This is a genomic window from Pseudomonas sp. KT_2_4, from assembly GCF_041410225.1.
Lineage (GTDB): Bacteria > Pseudomonadota > Gammaproteobacteria > Pseudomonadales > Pseudomonadaceae > Aquipseudomonas > Aquipseudomonas paracarnis.
The window spans coordinates 5,293,389-5,316,379 of the sequence record NZ_CP166962.1; the positions used below are offsets into that span (position 1 = coordinate 5,293,389).

A 22,991-nucleotide genomic window follows, 5' to 3' on the forward strand; every position below is an offset into this window, starting at 1 on the left:
AACCGTGAATTATCGACGTCGTTTCATGTGTTTTTGACGTTGAGCGGGCCCTGTGGCGATCGCTGCCTGGCCGTCGCCTCGTGTATTGGTGAACCCTGAACCCATCAGGGCTCCCATAAAAAACAGGATCATTTAACCAATGGCCACATACGAAATCCTGATTGCCGATGACCACCCGCTGTTTCGCAGCGCACTGCATCAGGCCGTAACCCTGGGCCTTGGCCCCGATGTACGTCTGGTCGAAGTGGCCAGCATTGCCGAACTGGAAGCCCGCCTGACTGAAAAATCCGACTGGGATCTGGTGTTGCTCGACCTGAACATGCCGGGCGCGTACGGTTTCTCCGGGCTGGTGCTGCTGCGTGGCCAATACCCGCAGATCCCCGTGGTGATGGTGTCGGCCCAGGAAGAAGCCGACGTGGTGGTGCGCTCCAAAGAGTTTGGCGCCAGCGGCTTCATTCCCAAGTCCAGCGCGATGGAAGATATCCAGAAAGCCGTGCGCACGGTGTTGGACGGCGATGTGTCCTGGCCACCCCAGGCGTTTGAAGAAATCAATGTGTCCGATGAAGCCAAGGCCGCCCGCGATGGCCTGGCCAGCTTGACGCCCCAGCAGTTCCGAGTATTGACCATGGTCTGCGAAGGGTTGTTGAACAAGCAGATTGCTTACGAATTGAGTGTGTCGGAAGCGACCATCAAGGCCCACGTTACGGCGATTTTCCGTAAGTTGGGCGTGCGTACGCGCACTCAGGCGGCGTTGCTTTTGCAGCAACTCGAGTCCATCTCGCAACATTAAGTTACAGCCGCTTCACGCTTTTTTGACTTTGCGTGATCTAGCTTCCCCACTTCTTTGGTTCAGTTGCCTACATCTATGTCGCCTTTCAAGGGTCAAACCGGTATCAAACGTATCTTCAATGCAGGGGGCTATTCCCTGGATGGCCTGCGTGCGGCTTTCACTGGCGAGGCGGCATTCCGCCAACTGGTATTGCTGAATGTCATCCTGATTCCCGTGAGCTTTTTCCTGCAGGTCAGCCGGGTTGAACGGGCGCTGCTGATTGCAGTGTGTTTGTTGGCGCTGATCGTCGAATTGCTTAACTCAGCGGTAGAAGCGGCCATTGACCGTATTTCCCTGGACCGCCACCCGCTGTCGAAAAACGCCAAGGACATGGGCAGCGCCGCGCAATTCGTGGCACTGACCATGATCACCCTGGTATGGGCCGTAATCCTGATCTGACGATCAAGCGATACTCGGCAGCACGATCTCGTCGCTGCGCTGCACCCCAGCGGTGAAGGCGCGGCACAGTTCGAGAAACTCGCGCATCGCCGAGGTCTGGTACTTCTGCTTGTGCCAGATGAAGTAGAACTGCCGGGCCAAATCCAGGTCCGGGGTTTCTACCGGCACCAGGCTGCCACGGCGGAAGGCATCGCGCAGCGCCAGCCGCGAAATGCAGCCAATCCCCAAGCCTGACTCCACTGCCCGTTTGATCGCCTCGGTGTGTTCCAGCTCCAGGCGGATATTCAGCGCGCTGCGGTGATGACGCATTGCCTGATCAAAGGTCAGTCGCGTGCCCGAGCCCTGTTCCCGCAGGATCCACGCTTCGTGGGTCAACTCGTCCATGGTGGCCACGCCACGCTTGGCCAAATGATGCTGGGGCGCACAGAACACCACCAGCTCATCTTCTACCCAGGTCTGCACCTCGATATCGGGGTGGCTGCAGTCGCCTTCAATTAGACCCAGGTCAATTTCGTAGTGGGCAACCTGATGCACGATATGGGCAGTGTTCTGCACATGCAGCTTTACCTGGCTCTCGGGGTGTTGCTGCATAAAGCTGCCAATCAGCAGTGTCGCCAGGTAATTGCCTATGGTCAGCGTGGCGCCGACCGCCAGGGAACCGAAGCCTGACTTGCCGTTGAGCAGGTCTTCGATCTCCTTGGCCTGGTCCAGCAATGCCACCGCCTGGGGCAACAGCTGGTGACCGAGGGCGTTGAGGCTCAGGCGTTTACCGGCGCGGTCGAATAATTGACAGCTGGATTGACGCTCCAGCTCGGTAATTGAGGTGCTGGCGGCGGATTGAGATAAGGCCAGAAGGCCAGCAGCGCGCGAGACGCTTTCCTGCTGGGCGACGGCGACGAAAACTTGCAGTTGACGGAGAGTAAATCGCATATCGATATAACCGATAACCCTTATCTTAATAATCCAGTTAACAGATATTGTCGCCGCCATTAGAATGCTGTGCAATTGCGCATCCTTACCTTTGGCGCAGACCCATTTCCAGGAGTCCCCCGTACATGAGCAACATGAACCACGAGCGTGTCCTCAGTGTTCATCACTGGAACGACACTCTGTTCAGCTTCAAGTGCACCCGCGATCCGGGCCTGCGCTTCGAGAACGGTCAGTTCGTGATGATCGGCCTGCAACAGCCCAACGGCCGCCCGCTCATGCGCGCTTACTCCATTGCCAGCCCGAACTGGGAAGAGCATCTGGAGTTCTTCAGCATCAAGGTGCCCGATGGCCCGCTCACTTCCCAGTTGCAGCATCTGAAGGAAGGCGACGAGATCATCATCAGCAAAAAACCGACAGGCACCCTGGTGCTTGACGATTTGAAGCCGGGCAAGCATCTGTACCTGCTCAGCACCGGTACTGGCCTCGCTCCATTCATGAGCGTGATCCAGGACCCGGAGACCTATGAGCGTTTCGAAAAAGTCATCCTGTGCCACGGCGTGCGCTACGTCAACGAAGTCGCCTACCGCGAATTCATCACCGAGCACCTGCCGCAGAACGAGTTCTTCGGCGAGGCCCTGCGTGACAAGTTGATCTACTACCCGACCGTGACCCGCGAGCCGTTCGAAAACGAAGGTCGCCTGACCGACCTGATGCGCAGCGGCAAACTGTTCAGCGACATCGGCCTGCCACCGATCAACCCCGAGGACGACCGCGCCATGCTGTGCGGCAGCCCAAGCATGTTGGATGAGACCAGCGAAGTGTTGAACAGCTTCGGCCTGAAGGTATCGCCACGGATGCGTGAGCCGGGTGATTATTTGATCGAGCGTGCGTTCGTCGAGAAGTAATACAGAGTCAGTAACACCAGCGATCCAAAAAGTGTGGGAGCTGGCTTGCCTGCGATAGCATCACCTCGGTTCAACTGAACCACTGAGGTGTCTGCATCGCAGGCAAGCCAGCTCCCACATTTGGTTTTCGCCCTATTTAGCCGAAACCACTTCCAGCACACAAATCATCCCCGGCTCCGGGTAGTGCCAGCGCACATCCACATCCCAGAACCGCACACCGTATTCCCGTTCTGAGGTAGGAACCTGATACGCCGGCCGCGGATCCTGTGCCAGACACTGTTCAATCAACTCCACCAACGGTTCACCAAGGCGCTGTGCATGGCCTTGCGCCTGTTGCAGTGCAGCCTTGAGCCATTGCACGCCGATCAGCGCGGGCGCATTGCTGGCGATGTCGTTGGTGGCCGCATCCACGATATCGGCATACGGCACATACGGCTTGATATCCAGCACCGGCGTGCCATCGAGCAAATCTATGCCCGATATCCACAACCGCCCCGGTTCCACCTTGTCCAGCTTCACCACCGACTGGCCGATGCCATTGGGACGATGGGTTGCGCGGGTGGCAAACACACCCATGGACGTATTGCCGCCCAGGCGTGGCGGGCGCACTTTCAGGCGTGGCTTGTCTTCCAGTGCCTGATGAAACAGAAACAGCAGCCACACATGGCTGACCTGCTCCAGCCCCTGCACCGCCTCACCCTGGTCGAACGGCGCCACCAGCTCCAGCACGCCACGGGCAGCCGGTGCCAGTTGCGGTTGGCGCGGGATGGCGAACTTCTCCTTGAAACAGGAGCGTACGAAGCCGACGGGCGAGACCTGGTAACTCATGGGCTTAGGCACGGACCCGCAAGGTCAGGCCCTTGAGGAAGTTACGCAGCAACTGATCGCCACAGGTGCGGTAGTTGGTATGACCAAACTTACGGAACAGCGCGCTCAGCTCTGGCTTGGACACCGGGAACTCCGCCGCCTTGAGGATTGCATGCATGTCGTCTTCCTTCAGTTCGAAGGCCACGCGCAGCTTTTTCAGGATGATGTTGTTGGTCACCGGGGTTTCGATTGGTTGCGGCGGGCGGCTTTCGTCCTTGCCGCGCTTGAAGATCACCAGACCATCGAGGAAGTGGGCCATGACTTCATCCGGGCAGAACACAAAGCCTTCTTCCTCATCTTTCTTGAGGTAGGTCAGCAGGTCTTCCTTGGTCACGTCCATGCCGCCGAGCTTGATGATCTCGACCATCTTGTTGTCGCTGATGTCGAGCATGTAGCGCACGCTGCGCAGTACGTCGTTGTGAATCATGGTGGGCAATCCTGGTATTCAACTGATGACACCGCCGGAATCAGGCGGTGTCGGGAAAAGGGAACGGCTTAAAACTTTTCTTTGCCGGACAGGTAACGCCATTGGCCCACTGGCACCTTGCCAATGGACACGCCGCCGATGCGGATGCGGCGGATGGCGATGACTTTCAGGCCAACGGCTTCGCAGAACAGCGCGATCACGCCGGGTTGCGGGTTTTTCAGCGCAAAGCGCAGGCGGTTCTCGTTCTGCCAGCTGGCTTTGACGGCAGGCAGCTCTTTGCCTTTGTAGGTCAGGCCGTGGTTCAGGCGGTTAAGGCCGTGGGCAACCATGTCGCCTTCGACTTCCACCACGTATTCCTGCTCGATCTTGGCGGCATCGGCGGTCAACTTGCGCAGAATCTTCCAGTCCTGGGTAAACACCAGCAGGCCACTGGCCTTGGCTTGCAGGTCGGCGCTGGCGCTCAGGCGCAGAAAGTGCCCCTTGAGCGGACGCTTGCCGAAGCGGTGTTCTTCAGAGAGGGTTTCGGCGCTGATCGAGGCCATGGCGGTTTCAGCATCCACGCCTGCGGGGGCGTGCAGCAGGATAGTCACCGGCTCTGGCGCGGTGGCTTTAGCTTCCGGGTCCAGCTCGACCTTCTCGTCAGTGACCTTGAACTGCGGCTCGTCGATCACTTCGCCGTCCACCGAGACCCAGCCGCCTTCGATAAACAGCTCAGCCTCCCGACGGGAGCAACCGACCAGTTCGATAAGGCGTTTGGAGAGGCGTATGGGGTCAGTCATGACAAGGGCCGTAACAAAAGGGGGCCACTATTGTACCTGCCTGGCGCCGGTTAATCCCGGCCCCATTTCAGCCCATGTGCCATAACAATTACTTAACTGACGCAACACGGGCCAAATGTGGGAGCTGGCTTGCCTGCGAAGGCGGTATACCAGCACCGGATGGGTAGACTGACCCGACGCCTTCGCGGGCAAGCCAGCTCCCACAGTTCAGGCATTACGGGCCTGTTGCTGCTGGCGCAGACGCAGGTGCAGCAATGGATAAGGCTGCCCAAGCCCATCATGTTCTGTTCGCCCGATTACCTCGAAGCCTTGCTTGAGGTAAAAACCCAGGGCCTGGGGGTTCTGTTCGTTGACGTCCAGTTCATCGGCGTTCATGTGTTCGATCGCGTAGCCCAGCAATTGCCGGCCCAGCCCCTGGCCACGGTAGCGCGGGTCGATAAACAGCATTTCCACCTTGCCCGCCGACACCCCGGCGAAGCCGGTAATGTGCTGGCGCACGTCCTTGGTGCAGATCAGCATGACCGCATCGAGATAGCGGCTCAGCACCAGGTTTTTCAACATGTCGATATAGCTGTCCGGGAGGAAGTCGTGGGTGGCGCGTACCGAGTCCTCCCAGATCTGCACCAGGCGTGCGTAGTCGCTGGTTTTAGGTGTGTGAATCACCGAATGCTGACGCATACCCGCTGTCCCTTGCTGTATTCGGGGTTGATGGACAATACGATAGACCTAAAAAAGCCCCGCATCTTCTCAGAGGCGAGGCTTTTTTATCACCGTGCGATCAGTCGCGCTTTTCAGCCCACAAGTCGTACTCGTCGGCGTCGGTCACGGTGCACCAGACTTTGTCACCCGGCTTCAGGCCGCTGGCATCGTCGATAAACACGTTACCGTCAATTTCAGGGGCGTCGAAGAAGCAACGACCCACCGCGCCTTGCTCGTCGACTTCATCGATCAGCACTTCGATTTCCTTGCCGATGCGCAGTTGCAGGCGTGCCGAGCTGATCGCCTGCTGGTGCGCCATGAAGCGCTCCCAACGGTCTTGCTTGACGTCGTCCGGCACCACGGCCAGGTCCAGCAGGTTGGCCGGAGCACCTTCCACCGGCGAGTACTGGAAGCAACCGACGCGGTCCAGCTGCGCTTCGGTCAGCCAGTCCAGCAGGTACTGGAAGTCTTCCTCGGTCTCGCCGGGGAAACCGACGATGAAGGTGGAGCGGATGATCAGCTCCGGGCAGATCTCGCGCCAGTTCTTGATGCGTGCCAGGGTCTTGTCTTCAAACGCCGGACGTTTCATCGCCTTGAGCACTTTCGGGCTGGCGTGCTGGAACGGGATGTCCAGGTACGGCAGGATCTTGCCGGCGGCCATCAACGGGATCAACTCGTCCACGTGCGGGTAAGGGTAAACATAGTGCAGGCGCACCCACACGCCCAGGCTGCTGAGGGCTTCGCACAGCTCGGTCATGCGGGTTTTCACCGGCGCGCCGTTCCAGAAACCGGTGCGGTATTTCACATCGACGCCGTAGGCGCTGGTGTCCTGGGAGATCACCAGCAGCTCCTTGACGCCAGACTTGACCAGGCGCTGGGCCTCGTCGAGCACATCACCCACCGGGCGGCTTACCAGTTTGCCGCGCATCGACGGGATTATGCAGAAGCTGCAGCTGTGGTTGCAGCCTTCGGAAATCTTCAGATACGCGTAGTGGCGTGGGGTCAGCTTGATGCCTTGAGGCGGCACCAGGTCGATCAGCGGGTTGTGATCCTGGCGTGGCGGCACCACCTCGTGCACAGCGTTGACCACTTGCTCGTACTGCTGCGGGCCGGTCACCGCCAGCACACTCGGGTGCACGTTACGGATATTGCCTTCTTCCACCCCCATGCAGCCGGTCACGATGACCTTGCCGTTTTCCTTGATGGCTTCGCCGATCACTTCCAGGGATTCGGCCTTGGCCGAGTCGATGAAGCCGCAGGTGTTGACCACCACCACATCGGCGTCCTGGTAAGTGGACACGACGTCGTAGCCTTCCATACGCAATTGCGTGAGGATGCGCTCGGAGTCGACAAGCGCCTTCGGGCAACCCAGGGAAACAAAGCCAACCTTGGGGTTGGCTTTTGCGATGGTGGTGGACATGTCTAACCTCGGTATTGAATGACGCTGCCGGTCGTGCACGACAAGGCAACGGATGGGCGCTTGGTGCGCCTCTGATCAAAAAGTGCGCAATTCTATCGGTGGGCAACGCACTTGACCAGCTTTATGCAGGGAAATGCGACGAGTGCTGCGCCGGGTCATCCCCATAGCCACTGGCGCGCGCTTAAGCCCGGATGTCTTGTTCGGTTCGGTGCGATACCACTTTAGACATGCCCACACCTAACGCCTGGAGGACTTTAAGCAAAGTGGAGAGCTTAGGATCGCCGCCGACGCCGATGGACCTGTAGAGGTTTGCTCTATTGAGTCCTGTGTTCTGCGACAAGCTGAGCATCCCACCACGGGCTTCCGCCACTCGACGGATAGCGACAAGGAAAGCGTCCTCGCCACCGGCTTCATCTATTTCCTCAAGCGCGACAGATAAATATTCGAGGGCGAATGCTTCGTCGTTGCGAAGCATTTCCAGAACGCTATCTTCGTGCGGGCGGGTACGAATGGTCATTTTTGCTGCACCTTGTAAGATTTCCAGAGAGCCTTGGCCTGATCGATATCGTTCTGCTGTCTGGCCTTCGAACCACCGCCCAATAGGAAAATGATTTTTCGATCCTGGACGGCGTAATACACGCGAAACCCCGAGCCGAAATCGAGCTTCATCTCAAAGACCCCATCACCCACTGGCTCGGTAACGCCAAAGTGACCAAGGGACGCTCGATCCACTCTGGTGGTGATTCTTGCATTCGAACGCGTGTCCTGCACTGTATCCAGCCAAGCCTGGAAGATATCCACGCCGTTGATTGACAGTACGTGTTTCACTTCGTACATGAGGAGTGTACCTTAAAAGATACAGTCCGATAGTTGAGTTTTTATATCGACTGCGCGCCCTGCGAATGCACGATTGACTGATCAGGTAATCCGGCCAAGGCGCTCCTGCTCACACCACCCAGGCAGCACGACTGAGCCGGGCCAGGAATATACGGTTGGCCGTAAATGTGATCAATGCAGGCAAAAAGGCGCCAAAGTGCTGCTGTGCCCGCTATGACTGATTGCCTAAAACGACACCCCGTTCACTTGAACGGGGAAATACGACGAGTGCTGCGCTATGCTTCGCGCCGTTGCGCACGGGTAAAGCCCTTGGGTCAATAAAACGTCTGTTACGAGAAGTAAAACAGCGCATGCTAGGGTCAGCTTAGAAGCGCTGTTTATAAAAGACCTCAGGTCAAAGGGCAGGAGTGGTTGATGGGTCAGGCAAGTAGTCAGGCAGCAGGTGCCGAGCATTCAAAAGCCAAGCCGATTGGCATGCTGGTGGCGGCGGTCGGGGTGGTTTATGGCGATATCGGGACCAGCCCGCTCTACACCCTTAAAGAGGTGTTCAACGGCGGTTATGGGGTGCAGGTCAACCATGACGGTGTCTTGGGGATCCTGGCGCTGATCTTCTGGTCGCTGATCTGGGTGGTGTCGATCAAGTACGTGCTGTTCGTACTGCGTGCCGACAACCAGGGCGAGGGCGGCATCATGGCCCTCACCGCGTTGGCCCGGCGAGCTGCCGGGAAGCACACGAAATTGCGCAGTTTCCTGGTGGTGTGTGGCCTGTGTGGCGCGGCGTTGTTCTACGGCGACAGCATGATCACCCCGGCAATTTCGGTGTTGTCGGCCATCGAAGGCTTGGAACTGGCGTTCGACGGCCTGGAAAAATGGGTGGTGCCCATTGCCCTGGTGGTGCTGGTGGCGCTGTTCCTGATCCAGAAACACGGCACCGACCGCATCGGCAAGCTGTTTGGCCCGGTGATGGTGACCTGGTTCCTGGTGTTGGGCGGCCTGGGGGTGTACGGCATCCTGCAGCAACCCGAAGTGCTCAATGCACTGAACCCGGCATGGGGTGTGCGCTTCTTCATGGTTCACCCCGGTATTGGCGTGGCGATCCTCGGCGCGGTGGTGCTGGCATTGACCGGCGCTGAAGCGTTGTACGCCGACATGGGCCACTTCGGCCGCAAACCCATCGCCCGCGCCTGGTTCCTGCTGGTGCTGCCGGCGCTGGTGCTCAACTATTTTGGCCAGGGCGCGATGCTGCTGGGCGATCCGGAGGCGGCGCGCAACCCGTTCTACCTGCTGGCGCCGAGCTGGGCCCTGGTCCCGTTGGTGGGCTTGTCCACCATGGCCACGGTGATTGCTTCCCAGGCGGTGATTTCCGGCGCGTTTTCGTTGACCCGCCAGGCGATCCAGTTGGGTTACATCCCGCGCATGCATATCCAGCACACCTCCAGTGCCGAACAGGGCCAGATCTACATCGGTGCGGTGAACTGGTCGTTGATGGTCGGTGTGATCCTGCTGGTCCTAGGCTTCGAATCCTCCGGTGCCCTGGCCTCGGCCTACGGCGTAGCTGTGACGGGCACCATGCTGATGACCACCATCCTGGTGTCGGCGGTGATGCTGCTGCTGTGGAAATGGCCACCGGTGCTGGCCGTGCCGCTGTTGCTCTGCTGCCTGTTGGTGGATGGCCTGTTCTTCGCAGCCAACGCGCCGAAGATCCTCCAGGGCGGCGCCTTCCCGGTACTGGCGGGGATCGTGCTGTTTGTGCTGATGACCACCTGGAAGCGCGGCAAGCAATTGCTCGTCGGCCGTCTCGACGAGGGTGGCCTGCCGTTGCCGATCTTCATCAGCAGCATCCGCGTACAGCCGCCCCATCGCGTTCAGGGTACGGCAGTGTTCCTCACCGCGCGGCCCGACGCCGTGCCCCATGCTCTATTGCATAACCTGTTGCATAACCAGGTGCTGCATGAGCAGGTGGTACTGTTGACCGTGGTTTACGAAGACATTCCACGGGTGCCAGCGGCGCGACGCTTCGAGGTGGATGCCTACGGCGAAGGCTTCTTCCGCGTGATCCTGCACTTCGGGTTCACCGATGAGCCGGATGTGCCTGAAGCGCTGAAACTGTGCCATCTGGATGACCTGGACTTCAGCCCGATGCGCACCACTTACTTCCTCAGCCGTGAAACGGTGATTGCCTCGCGCATCAAAGGCATGGCCCGTTGGCGCGAAGTGTTGTTTGCCTTCATGTTGAAAAACGCCAACGGCAACCTGCGGTTCTTCAAACTGCCGGTCAACCGTGTGATCGAGCTGGGTACCCAGGTCGAGATGTAAGGCGCTGCCTACCGGGAGCCGGCAATCGGCTCCCGCTTTCCTTCTGAACCCTGTGCAAACGATGGTTGTCGACTAGGCTGGTAGGAGCGAGCTCGCTCCTACAAAAATGCCTATGAAGCCCAGAAGAGGTGCGCCATGAGTCAGCTGCTCGAACCTTATACCCTGCGCCAATTGACCCTGCTCAACCGCATCGCGGTTTCACCCATGTGCCAATACTCCAGCGACGATGGCCTGGCCAATGACTGGCACCTGGTGCATCTCGGCAGCCGGGCCGTGGGTGGCGCCGGGCTGATTTTTACCGAGGCCACGGCGGTGACCGCCGATGGCCGTATCACCGCCCAGGACCTGGGCCTGTGGAACGACGCCCAGATCGAACCGTTGCGGCGCATCACCCGTTTTATCGCGGCCCAGGGCGCGGTGGCTGGGATCCAGCTGGCCCATGCCGGGCGCAAGGCCAGCACCCATCGGCCATGGATCGGCAAACACGGTAGCGTCAAGCCGGAGGAGGGCGGCTGGGTGCCGGTGGGGCCCTCGCCGATTGCCTTCGACCCCAATCACACCCAGCCCAAGCCACTGGACGAAGGGCAGATCCAGCAAGTGATCGCCGACTTTGTCGCCGCCGCCAAGCGCGCCTTGACCGCAGGCTTTGAAGTGGTGGAAATCCACGCCGCCCACGGGTATCTGCTGCACCAGTTCCTCTCGCCGATCAGCAACCAGCGTCAGGATCACTATGGCGGCTCCTTCGAAAACCGCATTCGCCTGGTGCTGGAAGTGACCAGGGCCGTGCGTGCCGTGTGGCCAGAGGAGCTGCCGCTGTTTGTGCGCGTGTCGGCCACCGACTGGGTGGAAGATGGTTGGAACCCGGATGAAACCGTGGAGTTGGCGCGCCGCCTGAAAGACTTGGGCGTTGACTTGATCGACGTGTCCTCTGGCGGCACCGCTGCCAATGCCGAGATTCCCACCGGCCCCGGCTATCAGACGCGCTTCGCCGAGCGAGTGCGCAAGGAGTCGGGCATCGCCACCGGCACGGTTGGCATGATTACCGAACCGGCCCAGGCCGAGCATATCCTGCGCACTTGCCAGGCCGACATCATCTTCCTGGCCCGGGAACTGCTGCGCGACCCGTACTGGCCTTTGCATGCCGACGATGATCTGGGTGGGCGCAAGGCCATCTGGCCCGCGCAATACCAACGCGCCACCCACCGCGACCAGCCGATTCATGAGTCGGATCTGCGCGATTGATCCTGCACACGGCCCTACCGGACCCACCCTGACACGGTGGGTTTTTTCTTGCTCGCGTTTATAGGAAGGCTGATCCTTGGCGGTTGTTAAGCAGGAGAAGCTTATGCTGGTGGAACGCGCGTTAACCGAAGACGATATCCCTTTGCTGGCAACCATCGATCGTACGGAGCTGATCCCGGCGTGCTATCGCATGGACTGCGGCGAACTGGTGTTGTATGCCACACATCATGATATGCGCGGCTGGCCCGAAGGCGAGGCTGAACAGGATGCGGTGGCGCTGCGTGCCTGCCTCCAGCGCGGCGGGTGGTTGTGGGGCGTATTCGACGGCCCGGTGCTGGTCGCCGCAGTGGTGGTGGACAATCGGTCCTTCCATCACCAGGGCTTGCTGATGCGGCAGTTGAAATTCCTGCATGTGAGCCATAGTGCCCGCGGTACTGGCCTGGGCGGTCGGTTGTTGGCGCTGGCTTGCGAGCACGGCCGGCAAGTGGAGGTCCAAGCGCTCTATATCTCGGCGACGGAGTCGCGTAACACCGTGGACTTTTACCTGCGCCATGGTTGCCATTTGTTGCAGCAACCCCACGCTGAGCTTTATGCGCAAGAACCGCTAGACATCCACCTGTATCGACCCCTGCGTGAGTAATGGCTGTAGGCTTTTATTACCGACGTTATTTTTTTAAGTTAATACTCTAAAAAAATCCCACGAATGGTGAGATAGTTTCTACGCTAAGGGTAAGCCCGACTCCTGGCCCAGGGAGACAGGCGGTTGGTCCGCGAAGCTGTTGCGCTTCCCGGGAGTTGGGAAATGGGCACCAGGAGTGTTTGACTGATATCAGGAGTAGCGGTCCATGGCCAAGTCCTATGGCGTAGCGGGTGCGGTGGCGTCTTTTCTGAGTCGCCGGATGTCCTTGCGGGGTCGAAGGTTGAGTTCAGATGAGATGGAGTTGCTGGTGCAATACCGGGCGCTGACCGAGAGCGATCAGGTGGCGATGCGCTATCTGATTGGCGCGATGAAAAGCGTGTCGCGATTCTGAGCCAAATCCGATCATTCCCACGTTATTGCGTGGGAATGATCGTGCAGTGTGGCATCAGGTGTATTTGCGTTGCTCTGGGGCAGGTGGGAAGTACTGATACAGCCAGGTTTCACTGAGGGTGCGGTCCTGGGTTCGTATAAACAGGCGCAATTCGACGGGTTCCACGCTGTCGCTGGTGGGGTACCAGTCGAACAGGATGCGGTAGCCCTTGATGTTGTCCAGCACCAGCACACTGAAGTCCTTCACCTCACCATGGGAACAGGTCACCACGGGCTCGATGCCGGTGCCCGCTGGCAGGCGATCCAGGCCGCCGCCCTTGAAGTCCACGGCGAAACGCCGCGCCCATACCTTCGGATAATGCTCGCCGGGTGCCCAGCCTTCGGTAAAGCCGCCCATGCCGGAACGGGTCGCATCGACCTGTGCCAGCGGCGTGCTCACTGGCGGCAGTGCGCTCCAGTACAGCTTGTAGCCGTAGTTGAGCGAATCACCGGCGGCCACAGGCTTTTTCGGGGTCCAGAAGGCCACGATATTGTCCAGGGTTTCGCCAGTGGTGGGGATTTCCAGCAAGTCGATGGAGCCTTCGCCCCAGGCCGTGGTCGGTTCAACCCACAGGCTTGGGCGTTTGCTGTACCAGTCGACGGTGTCCTGGTAGCTGGCGAACTCATGGTCGGTCTGCACCAGGCCGAAGCCTTTGGGGTTGGTGTCGGCGAACGCGTTGAATTGCAACTTGGCCGGGTTGTTCAGGGGGCGGCAGATCCACTCGCCGTTGCCGCGCCACATGGCCAGGCGGTCCGAGTCGTGGATTTGCGGGTGGATGGTGTCGCACATGCGGCGCTCATGGGTGCCGCAGCTGAACATACTGGTCATGGGCGCGATGCCCAGTTGCTCGATGGCGGTGCGCGCATTGATGTGCGCGTCGATCGCCATCACCACTTGGTTGGCCTGGCAGTCGATGTCGAAGCGGTAGGCACCGGTGGCGCTTGGCGAGTCGAGCAGGGCGTAGACCACAAAGCGCGTGGCGTCCTTGTCCGGAGTTTCGAACCAGAACTGCGTGAAATCGGGGAACTCCTCGCGTTTTTTCGCGTAGGTATCAATCGCCAGGCCACGCGCCGAGAGGCCGTACTGGCCGGTGGAATCCACCGCACGGAAGTAGCTGGCGCCCAGAAACGACAGCACGTCATGGCGGTCCAGCTCCGGTGCCTTGAACAGCTTGAAACCGGAGAAACCCAGGTCGCCGGTCAATTGCTGGGTGTCCACCGTGGTTTTTTCATAGTTGAACAACGACGGGCGAAAATGCACTTCGCGGGCTTCACGGGTCTTGGGGTCGACGCTGTGCATGCGCACCGGCGTCTTGAAGCCCATGCCGACGTGGAAGAACTGCACGTCCAGTTGGCCGTTCAACTCTTTCCACAGCGAATGGTTACGGTCATAGCCGATGGCGTTGAAATTCTGCGGGGTCATGGTAGCCAGGGTCGGCGGCAGCACCTGCTTAGTGTCCTGGTAGCCACGGGTGGCCAATTGCTTGGCCTGGGCCTTGAGCGATTCGAAATCGAACGCCACGGCCTTGCCATCGGCAGCCCGATTCCCGGCCCAGGCCTGCGCGGCCAGCAGGCCACTGGCCGACAAACCGGTGTAAGCCGCAATGGCCATGGATGCTTTGAGCAAATTCCTGCGGTGCATAGAGACAACCTGTCGTGAGCAAATCCCGCGCCGTTCCTGGCACGTAGCGGATCAGAAATAACGGTTCGGACATGCCTTCGGCCAAACGCAACGGACAACAAACAGACGCCGGATAGCTTAAGCGGTTCGATGAACAAGGAAAATTGATTGATGGCGGGATGATGGCGTTGCATATGCAACAAGACATTTCCAGCATCGCAGTAGAACGTTACATCTGGAAGCACTCTAGATCGCGGCTTTTTGGCACTTAGTTTTACGCTGAAGGCCTATTGGTCCTACGAACCCAAGTGTCTGGAGGCTACGAATGAATACCCGTGGATTGCTCGATCAACTGCTTAAGTCTGGCCAGGATATGTTGCAAAACAAGGCGGGTGGGCAGCCTAAGTCGAATGACAAGGGCGCCCTCGGCGGCTTGCTCAGCGGTGGCGGGCTCGGCAGCATGCTCGGCGGTGCAGGCGGCGGGGCCCTGGCGGCGGGAGCCATGGGCTTGCTGCTGGGCAACAAGAAGGCGCGTAAATTCGGTGGCAAAGCGCTCACCTACGGCGGTCTGGCCGCACTGGGTGTGATTGCCTACAAGGCTTACGGCAACTGGCAGTCCCAGCAGGCCAGCGCGCCCCAAGGCGAGCCGCAAACCATCGACCGCCTGCCAGCGGCCCAGGTCGAACAACACAGCCAAGGCATTCTCAAGGCATTGGTGGCCGCGGCCAAGGCTGACGGCCATGTGGATGAGCGCGAGCGTGCCTTGATCGAAGGCGAGTTTACCAAGCTGGATAACGACCAGGAGTTGCAACACTGGCTGCACGCCGAACTCAACAAGCCCCTGGACCCCACCGACGTCGCCCGCGCCGCCAGCACCCCGGAAATGGCCGCCGAAATGTACATCGCCAGCGTGATGCTGGTGGACGAAGAAAACTTCATGGAAAAAGCCTACCTGGACGAACTGGCCCGCCAACTGAAACTTGAGCCCGGCTTGAAGCTTGAGTTGGAAAAACAAGTGCGGCTTAACGCATAAACAAGGCCACACGCTCATCAAAAATGTGGGAGCGGGCTTGCTCGCGAATGCGGTAGACCAGTCACTCTATTTCTGGCTGACTCACCGCATCCGCGAGCAAGCCCGCTCCCACTTTTGCATTCTGTGCACTGCACATCAAAAGCCTTGATAAAAGCGCGCAGCCGCTCAGCTATACTCCCCTCCATTTGAATGGCCCTGCGAGGAATTACTGTGAAGAACTGGACCCTGCGCCAAAGGATTTTGGCGAGCTTTGCGGTAATTATCGCGATCATGCTGCTGATGGTCGTGGTCTCGTATTCGCGCTTGCTGAAAATCGAAATCAGCGAAAACTCAGTGCGGGACGATGCGGTGCCCGGGGTGTTTTTCAGCTCGATGATTCGCAGCGCCTGGGTCGACAGCTACCTGCAAACCCAGGAGTTGGTCGGAATCCACGAGAACCAGGGTATTTCCGAAACCGACAAACAGGACTACAAGTCTTTCGAGGCTCGGCTTGAGCAACATATGGCCAGCTACGCAGGGACGATCAATATCACCCAGGATCGCACCGAATTCGATGCCTTCGAAAAACTGCACCAGAGCTACAACCAGATTCTCGCCCAGGTTTTGGCGGCCCATCAGAGCAATAACGCCGCCGAAGCACTGAGGTTGTTCAACGAGCAACTGACCCCCGCCTGGACAGCAGGCCGCATGAAGCTCAATGACATTATCAATGAGAACAAGCAGGTCGCCGACAACGCCACCGCCGCCATCGATGATGCGGTAGCGGCCGCGAAGATCAGCATGGGCGTCTCGCTGTTGCTGGCGATTCTCGCCGCCGCGCTGTGTGGCCTGTTGCTGATGCGCGCGATCATGGCGCCGATGCAGCGCATCGTTCAAATCCTCGAAGTCATGCGCACCGGTGACCTGAGCAAGCGCCTGAACCTGGAGCGCAAGGACGAATTCAACGCGGTTGAAACCGGCTTCAACGACATGATGACCGAGCTGACTGCCCTGGTGTCCCAGGCGCAGCGTTCATCGGTGCAGGTCACCACCTCGGTCACCGAGATTGCCGCGACCTCCAAGCAGCAACAGGCGACCGCGACAGAAACCGCAGCCACCACCACCGAAATCGGCGCCACTTCCCGCGAAATTGCCGCCACGTCCAAGGACTTGGTCCGCACCATGACCGAAGTGTCCACCGCCGCCGACCAGGCCTCGGTGGCTGCCGGTTCCGGCCAGCAGGGCCTGGCCCGCATGGAAGAAACCATGCACTCGGTGATGGGCGCCGCCGACCTGGTCAACGCCAAGCTGGCGATCCTCAATGAGAAGGCCGGCAATATCAACCAGGTGGTGGTGACCATCGTCAAGGTGGCCGACCAGACCAACCTGTTGTCCCTGAATGCGGCCATCGAGGCTGAGAAAGCCGGTGAGTACGGGCGCGGCTTTGCCGTGGTTGCCACCGAAGTGCGCCGCCTGGCCGACCAGACCGCTGTGGCGACCTACGACATCGAGCAGATGGTGCGTGAGATCCAGTCGGCGGTGTCGGCAGGGGTGATGGGCATGGACAAATTCTCCGAGGAGGTGCGCCGTGGCATGTCGGAGGTGCAGCAAGTGGGCGAGCAACTGTCGCAGATCATCCATCAGGTACAGGCCCTGGCGCCGCGGGTGTTGATGGTCAACGAAGGCATGCAGGCCCAGGCCACCGGCGCCGAGCAGATCAACCATGCGCTGGTGCAATTGGGCGATGCCAGCAGCCAGACCGTCGAATCCCTGCGCCAGGCCAGCTTTGCCATTGATGAACTGAGCCAGGTTGCGGTCGGTCTGCGCAGCGGCGTCTCGCGTTTCAAAGTCTGATGAGTGAGCTCGCGGCTAAACGCGGTGCCGTCCCGGCAGCGAAAAAGGCATTGTTTCTGGTGTTTCGCATCGGCAACGAACGCTTTGCCCTCAAGGCCACGGAAGTGGCCGAGGTGCTGCCGCGCCTGGCGCTTAAACCTATCGCCCAAGCGCCCTTATGGGTGGCGGGTATCTTCGCCCATCGTGGGGCGCTGGTGCCGGTCATCGACTTGAGCGCCCTGACGTTCGGCACTTCGGCCCAGGCGCGTACCAGTACGCGCCTGGTGTTGGTCAATTATCAGCCGCAGCCTTGGAGTGAGGCGCGTTGGCTAGGGCTGATCCTGGAACAGGCCACCGACACCCTGCGTTGCGACCCCGCCGAATTTCAGCCCTATGGCCTGGACAATCAGCAGGCGCCATACCTGGGGCCGGTGCGCGAGGACGCACAGGGCTTGATGCAGTGGATTGGCGTCGCCGATCTGTTGACCGCGCCAGTGCGTGCCTTGCTGTTTTCCGCCGAGTTGAGCCTATGAGCAATGACCCGCGGTTTTTCGCGTTCTTGAAAGAACGCATCGGCCTGGACGTCGCTTCGGTGGGCGAGGCGATCATCGAGCGCGCGGTGCGCCAGCGCTGCCAGTCGTCCCAGTCGCCGTCGGCGGAGGCTTACTGGCAACACCTGCAAACCTCCCATGACGAGCAGCAGGCGCTGATCGAAGCGGTGATCGTCCCCGAGACCTGGTTTTTCCGCTATCCCGAATCCTTTGCAACCCTGGCTCGCCTGGCCCAGGCACGCTTGGCCGAGATCAACCAGATGCGCGCCCTGCGTATTCTCAGCCTGCCGTGTTCGACCGGCGAAGAGCCCTATTCGATTGCCATGGCCTTGCTCGATGCGGGGTTGGCGCCCCACCAGTTCAAAGTGCAAGGCATGGACGTCAGCCCGCTGTCGGTGGAGCGCGCGCGGCGGGGCGTGTATGGCAAGAACTCGTTTCGCGGCGCCGATCTTGAATTTCGCGACCGCCACTTCACTGAAGACGTAGGCGTTTACCGCATCGCCGACCGGGTGCGTGAACAAGTGCGCCTGCAAGTCGGCAACTTGCTGGACCCGGCACTGCTGGCGAACGAGCCGACCTACGATTTTGTGTTCTGCCGCAACTTGCTGATCTACTTCGACCAGCCGACCCAGAAACAGGTCTTTGATGTGCTCAAGGCATTGACTCACGTGGACGGCGTGCTGTTTATCGGCCCGGCCGAGGGCAGCCTGCTGGGGCGCCACGGCATGCGCTCCATCGGCGTGCCGCAGTCCTTTGCCTTCAGTCGGCATGTAGAACCGGCCGCGCCGGCTGCACCTGTGATCAAACCGACGCCCGCGCCGCTACCGCAGCGCAGGGCGGCGCCGATACCGCTCAAGCCGCGACCGTTCAGCTCGGTCACCCCCCACGTGCCACCGGTCAAAGCTACGCATACCGATGCAGGGGATCTGCTCAGCCAGATCGCAACCCTGGCCAACGAGGGCAAAAGTGCCGAGGCCCGAGCGGCCTGCGAGCGGTATTTGAGCAGTCACCCGCCGGCCGCCCAGGTGTTTTACTGGTTGGGGCTGCTCAGCGATGTGGCTGGCAGTGCCCTGGAGGCCCAGGGGTATTACCGAAAAGCTCTGTATCTGGAACCGCAGCATCCCCAGGCCCTGATGCACCTGGCCGCGTTGCTCGAGTCCCAGGGTGACAGTGTCGGCGCGCGTCGTCTTCAGGCACGCGCCGCCCGTAGCGAGCGAGCTGACAGTGAGACCAAACGATGAGTAGCCCTGACGCGCTCGACACCGCAGGCCTGGACCTGACGCTGACCGATACCCAAGCCATTGACGACTGTTGGAACCGCATCGGTATTCATGGCGACAAGTCCTGCCCGCTGTTGGCCGAGCATATCCACTGCCGCAATTGCTCGGTGTATTCCGCCGCCGCCACACGCCTGCTCGACCGCTACGCACTGCAACAAGACGACCATCACGCGCAGGCAGCTGCCGAAGCGGATAGCGATGTGGTCACCCGTTCGCTGTTGATGTTCCGCCTCGGCGAAGAATGGCTCGGTATCGCCACCCGCTGCCTGGTGGAAGTGGCGCCGTTGCAGCCGATCCACTCTCTGCCGCACCAGCGCTCCCGAGCGCTGCTGGGCGTGGCCAACGTACGCGGGGCGCTGGTGGCGTGCCTGTCGTTGGTGGAACTGCTGGGCCTGGACAGCACCAGTGCCGGCGCCAGCGGCGGGCGGATCATGCCGCGCATGCTGATCATCGCTGCCCAGGACGGCCCGGTCGTCGTACCGGTAGATGAAGTAGACGGCATCCACGCCATTGATGAGCGCACCTTGAAGGCTGCGTCGGTGTCCGGCACCCAGGCCAGCGCACGCTACACCCAAGGCGTGTTGCAGTGGAAAGGCCGCAGTCTGCGCTGGCTGGACGAAGTGCAATTGTTGTCCGCCGTGACCCGGAGCCTCGCATGACCCCCGACCAGATGCGCGATGCCTCGCTGTTGGAACTGTTCAGCCTGGAAGCCGATGCGCAGACCCAGGTGTTGAGCGCGGGCCTGCTGGCGCTGGAACGCAACCCGACCCAGGCCGACCAGCTCGAAGCCTGCATGCGCGCCGCGCATTCACTTAAAGGGGCGGCGCGGATTGTCGGCGTGGATGCCGGGGTCAGCGTGGCCCACGTCATGGAAGACTGCCTGGTCAGTGCCCAGGAAGGCCGCCTGTACCTGCAACCTGAACATATCGACGCGTTGCTGCAAGGCACCGACCTGCTGATGCGAATCGCCACGCCGGGCAATGACGTGGGGCCGGCGGATATCGAGGCGTACGTAGCGCTGATGGAGCGCTTGCTCGATCCCTCGCAGCCGATTGCCACGCCCGTGCCAAATCCCGAGCCCATCCCCGCGCCGCGGGTTGACGCATTGCTGCTGGAGCCCGAGCTAGAGCCCGCGCCGGTCAGCAGTGAAGCGCCGCGCCAGAGCAAACGCATGACAGAAGGCGGCGAGCGCGTGCTGCGGGTGACGGCCGAGCGCTTGAACAGCCTGTTGGACTTGTCCAGCAAATCCCTGGTGGAAACCCAGCGGCTCAAGCCGTACCTGGCCAGCCTGCAACGCCTCAAGCGCATTCAGAGCAACAGCTTGCGTGCACTGGATGCCCTGGATGGCCAGCTAAAATCCCTGGATCTGAACCTGGAAGCCCAGGAAGCCCTGGCCGATACCCGTCGCCTGCTGAGTGAAGCCCAGGCCCTGCTGGCGGAAAAAAACGCCGAGCTGGATGAGTTCGGCTGGCAGGCCGGCCAGCGCGCCCAGGTGCTCTACGACACCGCATTGGCCTGCCGCATGCGGCCGTTTGCCGATGTGCTGGCCGGGCAGGTGCGTATGGTGCGTGACCTCGGTCGCAGCCTGGGCAAGCAAGTGCGCCTGGAGATTGAAGGCGAAAAGACCCAGGTCGACCGTGACGTGCTGGAAAAACTCGAAGCGCCGCTCACCCATTTATTGCGCAATGCCGTCGACCACGGCATCGAAACCCCTGAGCAGCGCGTGCTGGCGGGCAAGCCGGCGGAGGGCTTGATTCGCCTGCGCGCGTCCCATCAGGCCGGGTTGCTGGTGCTGGAATTGAGCGATGACGGCAACGGTGTCGACCTCGAGCGCCTGCGCGGCACTATTGTCGACCGGAATTTGTCTCCGGTGGAAACGGCTCTGCGCCTGAGCGAAGAGGAGCTACTGACCTTCCTGTTCCTGCCGGGGTTCAGCCTGCGGGACAAAGTCACCGAAGTGTCCGGGCGCGGTGTGGGCCTGGACGCGGTGCAGCATATGGTTCGCCAGTTGCGCGGCGCAGTGGTGCTGGAACAGACGGCGGGGCAGGGCAGTCGCTTCCATCTTGAGGTGCCGCTGACCCTGTCGGTGGTGCGCAGCCTGGTGGTGGAAGTCGGCGAAGAAGCCTATGCGTTTCCCCTGGCGCATATCGAACGCATGTGCGACCTGGCCCCCGACGACATCGTGCAGTTGGAAGGCCGCCAGCACTTCTGGCATGAAGGCCGACACGTCGGCCTGGTTGCCGCCAGTCAGTTGCTGCAGCGCCCGCCGGGGCAGACCCCTTCAGATACCTTGAAAGTGGTGGTGATCCGCGAACGCGATGCCGTGTACGGGATTGCCGTGGAGCGCTTTATCGGCGAGCGCACGTTGGTGGTGTTGCCGCTGGATGATCGCCTGGGCAAGGTCCAGGACATTTCTGCCGGGGCCTTGCTCGATGACGGCTCGGTGGTGTTGATCGTCGATGTCGAAGACATGCTGCGTTCAGTGGACAAGCTGCTCAATACCGGCCGCCTGGAGCGCATCGCCCGGCGCAACCAGCAGGCCACCGAAGCGCCGCGCAAGCGCGTGCTGGTGGTGGACGACTCACTGACGGTGCGCGAGCTGCAACGCAAATTGTTACTCAACCGGGGTTATGAAGTTGCCGTGGCGGTCGATGGCATGGATGGCTGGAACGCATTGCGCTCCGAGGACTTCGACCTGCTTATCACGGATATTGATATGCCTCGCATGGACGGTATTGAATTGGTCACACTTTTGCGCCGTGACAGTCGCCTGCAATCATTGCCGGTGATGGTGGTTTCCTACAAGGATCGTGAAGAAGACCGCCGCCGTGGCCTCGACGCCGGGGCCGACTATTATCTAGCCAAAGCCAGTTTCCATGACGACGCCTTGCTCGACGCCGTGGTTGAACTGATTGGAGGCGCCCGGGCATGAGGATTGCGATCGTCAATGACATGCCCCTGGCCGTAGAGGCCTTGCGCCGTGCCTTGAGTTACGAGCCCGCCCACGAGGTGGTGTGGGTGGCCAGCAATGGCCTGGAAGCGGTGCAGCGTTGCGCCGAGCTGACCCCGGACCTGATCCTGATGGACTTGATCATGCCGGTGATGGACGGCGTGGAAGCTACCCGCCAGATCATGGCCGACACGCCATGCCCGATCGTGATCGTCACCGTTGACCGCCAGGCCAACGTCAGCCGTGTATTCGAAGCCATGGGCCACGGCGCCCTGGATGTGGTGGACACCCCGGCACTGGGCGTGGGCAACCCCAAGGATGCGGCGGCGCCCCTGTTGCGCAAGATCCTCAATATTGGCTGGCTGATCGGCCAGCGCGGCACGCGGGTGCGTGCCGAAACCCCGCCGCAGCGGGTCACCGGCAAGCGTCAACGGCTGGTGGCGATTGGTTCTTCGGCCGGTGGGCCGGCGGCCCTGGAAGTTCTGCTCAAGGGGTTGCCCCGGGATTTCCCTGCCGCCATCGTGCTAGTGCAGCATGTGGACCAGGTGTTTGCCGCTGGCATGGCCGAGTGGCTGAGCAGCGCTTCCGGCCTGCCGGTGCGCCTGGCCTGTGAAGGCGAGCCGCCTCAACCCGGCGTGGTATTGCTGGCCGGCACCAACCACCATATTCGCTTGTTGAAAAATGGCACGCTAGCCTATACCGCAGAGCCGGTGAACGAGATTTACCGGCCGTCGATCGACGTGTTTTTCGAAAGCGTCGCCAGCCACTGGAACGGTGACGCCGTCGGTGTCTTGCTCACGGGCATGGGGCGCGACGGCGCCCAGGGCCTCAAGCTGATGCGGGAACAAGGATATTTGACCATCGCCCAGGACCAACAGAGTTCGGCGGTGTATGGCATGCCCAAAGCGGCGGCGGCGATTGATGCCGCTGTTGAAATTCGCCCACTGGATAGAATTGCGCCCCGATTGCTGGAGGTCTTTGCAAAATGAACAAAAATCTCCCGCCGTGCTGGCTTGCAGGTAGTA

The 22,991-nt window shown here is 60.6% G+C and carries 23 protein-coding genes; 14 read left to right on the forward strand and 9 right to left on the reverse strand.

Annotated elements, in window-relative coordinates; translation table 11 throughout:
- Positions 1-139: 139 nt before the first annotated feature.
- Both erdR and AB9N64_RS24330 read left to right on the forward strand, forming a co-directional pair.
- Positions 140-790: a response regulator transcription factor ErdR gene (erdR, locus tag AB9N64_RS24325; protein ID WP_003189050.1), complete on the forward strand. Its 651-nt coding sequence runs from the start codon at positions 140-142 to the stop codon at positions 788-790.
- Between the two features lie 75 nt (positions 791-865).
- Complete coding sequence (locus tag AB9N64_RS24330; RefSeq protein ID WP_019817716.1) at positions 866-1,228, forward strand: diacylglycerol kinase; 363 nt, start codon at positions 866-868, stop codon at positions 1,226-1,228.
- 3 nt (positions 1,229-1,231) lie between these two features.
- Here the strand turns inward: AB9N64_RS24330 and AB9N64_RS24335 are convergent, their stop codons facing one another.
- Entirely contained in the window at positions 1,232-2,158 is a 927-nt protein-coding gene (locus tag AB9N64_RS24335; protein ID WP_003189054.1) for a LysR family transcriptional regulator, read from the reverse strand.
- A gap of 125 nt (positions 2,159-2,283) precedes the next feature.
- Between AB9N64_RS24335 and fpr the strand changes: the two genes are divergently transcribed.
- Positions 2,284-3,063: a ferredoxin-NADP reductase gene (gene fpr, locus AB9N64_RS24340; protein ID WP_003189055.1), complete on the forward strand. Its 780-nt coding sequence runs from the start codon at positions 2,284-2,286 to the stop codon at positions 3,061-3,063.
- A gap of 132 nt (positions 3,064-3,195) precedes the next feature.
- Here fpr and tsaA read toward each other — a convergent pair whose 3' ends face one another.
- The 7 genes from tsaA to AB9N64_RS24375 all read right to left on the reverse strand — a co-directional run bounded on the left by tsaA (position 3,196) and on the right by AB9N64_RS24375 (position 8,092).
- Positions 3,196-3,891, reverse strand: coding sequence for a tRNA (N6-threonylcarbamoyladenosine(37)-N6)-methyltransferase TrmO (tsaA, locus tag AB9N64_RS24345; protein ID WP_014717182.1), 696 nt, complete (start codon positions 3,889-3,891; stop codon positions 3,196-3,198).
- Positions 3,892-3,895: 4 nt separating this feature from the next.
- Positions 3,896-4,357 (reverse strand): DUF1456 family protein, encoded by a 462-nt coding sequence (locus tag AB9N64_RS24350; RefSeq protein WP_005785469.1) that lies wholly within the window; start codon positions 4,355-4,357, stop codon positions 3,896-3,898.
- A 68-nt stretch (positions 4,358-4,425) separates the two neighbouring features.
- Positions 4,426-5,136 (reverse strand): rRNA pseudouridine synthase, encoded by a 711-nt coding sequence (locus AB9N64_RS24355; protein WP_106111045.1) that lies wholly within the window; start codon positions 5,134-5,136, stop codon positions 4,426-4,428.
- 207 nt (positions 5,137-5,343) lie between these two features.
- Positions 5,344-5,814: a GNAT family N-acetyltransferase gene (locus AB9N64_RS24360; protein ID WP_020301153.1), complete on the reverse strand. Its 471-nt coding sequence runs from the start codon at positions 5,812-5,814 to the stop codon at positions 5,344-5,346.
- Positions 5,815-5,914: 100 nt separating this feature from the next.
- Positions 5,915-7,255, reverse strand: coding sequence for a 30S ribosomal protein S12 methylthiotransferase RimO (gene rimO, locus AB9N64_RS24365; protein WP_003231334.1), 1,341 nt, complete (start codon positions 7,253-7,255; stop codon positions 5,915-5,917).
- Between the two features lie 181 nt (positions 7,256-7,436).
- Positions 7,437-7,772, reverse strand: coding sequence for an addiction module antidote protein (locus AB9N64_RS24370; protein WP_014717185.1), 336 nt, complete (start codon positions 7,770-7,772; stop codon positions 7,437-7,439).
- A complete protein-coding gene (locus AB9N64_RS24375; RefSeq protein ID WP_371359721.1) occupies positions 7,769-8,092 on the reverse strand; it encodes a type II toxin-antitoxin system RelE/ParE family toxin in 324 nt (107 codons plus the stop codon). Before AB9N64_RS24375 ends, AB9N64_RS24370 begins: the two co-directional genes overlap by 4 nt.
- A gap of 414 nt (positions 8,093-8,506) precedes the next feature.
- Here AB9N64_RS24375 and AB9N64_RS24380 point away from each other — a divergent pair, with 414 nt between their 5' ends.
- The 4 genes from AB9N64_RS24380 to AB9N64_RS24395 all read left to right on the forward strand — a co-directional run bounded on the left by AB9N64_RS24380 (position 8,507) and on the right by AB9N64_RS24395 (position 12,681).
- Entirely contained in the window at positions 8,507-10,408 is a 1,902-nt protein-coding gene (locus AB9N64_RS24380; protein WP_014717187.1) for a potassium transporter Kup, read from the forward strand.
- Between the two features lie 135 nt (positions 10,409-10,543).
- Positions 10,544-11,650: an NADH:flavin oxidoreductase/NADH oxidase gene (locus AB9N64_RS24385; protein ID WP_019817719.1), complete on the forward strand. Its 1,107-nt coding sequence runs from the start codon at positions 10,544-10,546 to the stop codon at positions 11,648-11,650.
- A gap of 103 nt (positions 11,651-11,753) precedes the next feature.
- Positions 11,754-12,290, forward strand: coding sequence for a GNAT family N-acetyltransferase (locus AB9N64_RS24390; protein WP_201915540.1), 537 nt, complete (start codon positions 11,754-11,756; stop codon positions 12,288-12,290).
- Between the two features lie 205 nt (positions 12,291-12,495).
- Entirely contained in the window at positions 12,496-12,681 is a 186-nt protein-coding gene (locus tag AB9N64_RS24395) for a hypothetical protein (RefSeq protein WP_014717190.1), read from the forward strand.
- A gap of 54 nt (positions 12,682-12,735) precedes the next feature.
- On the opposite strand, the gene AB9N64_RS24400 is transcribed toward AB9N64_RS24395, so the two are convergent.
- The gene (locus tag AB9N64_RS24400; protein WP_054917809.1) at positions 12,736-14,361 is read right to left on the reverse strand and encodes a glucan biosynthesis protein D; all 1,626 of its coding nucleotides are present in this window, start codon (positions 14,359-14,361) and stop codon (positions 12,736-12,738) included.
- 304 nt (positions 14,362-14,665) lie between these two features.
- Here AB9N64_RS24400 and AB9N64_RS24405 point away from each other — a divergent pair, with 304 nt between their 5' ends.
- From AB9N64_RS24405 to AB9N64_RS24435, 7 genes are all read left to right on the forward strand, one after another.
- Positions 14,666-15,373 carry a tellurite resistance TerB family protein gene (locus tag AB9N64_RS24405; protein WP_014717192.1) on the forward strand — a complete coding sequence of 236 codons (708 nt, stop codon included), beginning with the start codon at positions 14,666-14,668 and terminating at the stop codon, positions 15,371-15,373.
- A gap of 210 nt (positions 15,374-15,583) precedes the next feature.
- Positions 15,584-17,206, forward strand: coding sequence for a methyl-accepting chemotaxis protein (locus tag AB9N64_RS24410; protein WP_014717193.1), 1,623 nt, complete (start codon positions 15,584-15,586; stop codon positions 17,204-17,206).
- The gene (locus AB9N64_RS24415) at positions 17,206-17,718 is read left to right on the forward strand and encodes a chemotaxis protein CheW (RefSeq protein ID WP_014717194.1); all 513 of its coding nucleotides are present in this window, start codon (positions 17,206-17,208) and stop codon (positions 17,716-17,718) included. The genes AB9N64_RS24410 and AB9N64_RS24415 overlap by 1 nt, the downstream gene beginning before the upstream one ends.
- Positions 17,715-18,977 carry a protein-glutamate O-methyltransferase CheR gene (locus tag AB9N64_RS24420; RefSeq protein ID WP_060767078.1) on the forward strand — a complete coding sequence of 421 codons (1,263 nt, stop codon included), beginning with the start codon at positions 17,715-17,717 and terminating at the stop codon, positions 18,975-18,977. Before AB9N64_RS24415 ends, AB9N64_RS24420 begins: the two co-directional genes overlap by 4 nt.
- Positions 18,974-19,675, forward strand: a complete 702-nt coding sequence (locus tag AB9N64_RS24425) for a chemotaxis protein CheW (RefSeq protein WP_168223761.1) — start codon at positions 18,974-18,976, stop codon at positions 19,673-19,675. The genes AB9N64_RS24420 and AB9N64_RS24425 overlap by 4 nt, the downstream gene beginning before the upstream one ends.
- Complete coding sequence (locus tag AB9N64_RS24430) at positions 19,672-21,948, forward strand: hybrid sensor histidine kinase/response regulator (RefSeq protein ID WP_032903262.1); 2,277 nt, start codon at positions 19,672-19,674, stop codon at positions 21,946-21,948. The genes AB9N64_RS24425 and AB9N64_RS24430 overlap by 4 nt, the downstream gene beginning before the upstream one ends.
- Positions 21,945-22,955 (forward strand): chemotaxis response regulator protein-glutamate methylesterase, encoded by a 1,011-nt coding sequence (locus tag AB9N64_RS24435; protein WP_003189079.1) that lies wholly within the window; start codon positions 21,945-21,947, stop codon positions 22,953-22,955. The genes AB9N64_RS24430 and AB9N64_RS24435 overlap by 4 nt, the downstream gene beginning before the upstream one ends.
- The last annotated feature ends 36 nt before the right edge of the window (positions 22,956-22,991 follow it).